Source organism: Salipiger marinus (assembly GCF_035481585.1).
Classification (GTDB): Bacteria; Pseudomonadota; Alphaproteobacteria; order Rhodobacterales; family Rhodobacteraceae; genus Salipiger; species Salipiger marinus.
On the sequence record NZ_JAYKSL010000075.1, the window covers coordinates 1 to 1354 of the forward strand.

General features: G+C 59.7%; 1 protein-coding gene. It reads left to right on the forward strand.

The features are described 5' to 3' along the window. The first annotated feature begins 78 nt into the window (after window positions 1-78). Entirely contained in the window at window positions 79-1107 is a 1029-nt protein-coding gene (locus tag VK682_RS27180; protein WP_324782986.1) for an IS110 family RNA-guided transposase, read from the forward strand. Window positions 1108-1354: the final 247 nt, after the last annotated feature.

Genomic DNA, 1354 nt, shown 5'->3' on the forward strand with positions numbered 1-1354 from the left:
GATGAGCTAATGGGATGAACTGCCTTCCCACCAAACCGCTGCTACGGTGGCGTGCATAGGTGGAGAGAGGAGCATCAGATGGACATCAAGGTTCTGGGCATTGATTTGGGCAAGACCGTTTGCAGTCTTGCCGGGCTGGATGAAGCGGGAGCGGTTGTGTTTCGTAAACGGCTCCAGCGGCATCGGCTGCTGGACTTTCTTGCTACGCTGCCGCCCTGCGTGGTTGCGATGGAAGCCTGCGGCGGGGCGCATCACATCGGGCGTTTCTGTCTTGAGAAAGGACATGAGCCTCGTTTGATGTCGCCGCTCTACGTCCGGCCATATGTGAAGGTCCACAAGAACGACGACCGTGACGCAGAGGCGATTGCTGAAGCCGCGACGCGCCCCACGATGTCCTTCGTTGCGATCAAATCGGAGGAACAGCTCGATCTTCAGGCCTTGCACCGTGCGCGAGAGCGCCTGGTGTCAGACAGGACGCGCTTGATCAACCAGGGCCGCGGTTTCCTGATGGAGCGCGGCATCCGGGTAGGAACCGGGCGCCATGTCTTTCAAAAGGAGCTGGCCAGATTGGCCGTAGAGGGCGCTGCCGATCTTTCACCCCGAATGCGCCTGCTCGTGACTGATATGGCGTCCGAACTGGACGTGATCAATGATCGGGTCGCAGCCATCGATGCCGAGATCAAGGCGCTGGCCAGAACGGATGCTGACATGCAGAGGCTGATGGAGATCCCCGGCATCGGTCCCACGATCGCGACAGCGCTCGTAGCAGCTGTCGGCACCGGCACCTCCTTTGGCAAAGGTCGTGATCTTGCCGCATGGCTTGGTCTGGTGCCACGGCAGGTCACGACAGGCGGCAAGGCCAAGCTGATCGGCATCTCGAAGCACGGTAACCGATATTTGCGGAAGCTCTTCATCCACGGAGCTCGAACGGTGCTGCATCTCGTGCGTGACAGGACGTCACCAATAACGGGTTGGGCAGACGCTCTGAAGGAGCGAGCGCATGTGAACGTCGCGGCGGTCGCCATGGCCAACAAGATGGCACGTATTGCATGGGCTGTGCTGACGAAGGGTGAGAGATATCGGCCGAATGCCATGAGCGGCCTGTAGTCGCACAAAGGCGCAACCGGACAAAGGAATCTGCGAGCGAGGAGGAGATGGACCAACGACCGATCGGCGTCTTGCAAGTCTGACGGGGGGCATGGCCCTTGAGTGCCGATGAGCTAACGAGACACAGGACGCGCGACTTCCCATCTTGGTCAGGGGCAAATCGAACGGCCCCGAAGAAAGACCGAATACATAGAAGCAGGGTCAGCGGCGCATCGACAAATCACTTGCAGGGGAAGGCAGTTCATAC

Coding starts and splice junctions, on each gene's coding strand:
- VK682_RS27180 (WP_324782986.1), top strand. CDS start 79: ATGGACATCAAGGTTCTGGGCATTGATTTGGGCAAGACCGTTTGCAGT.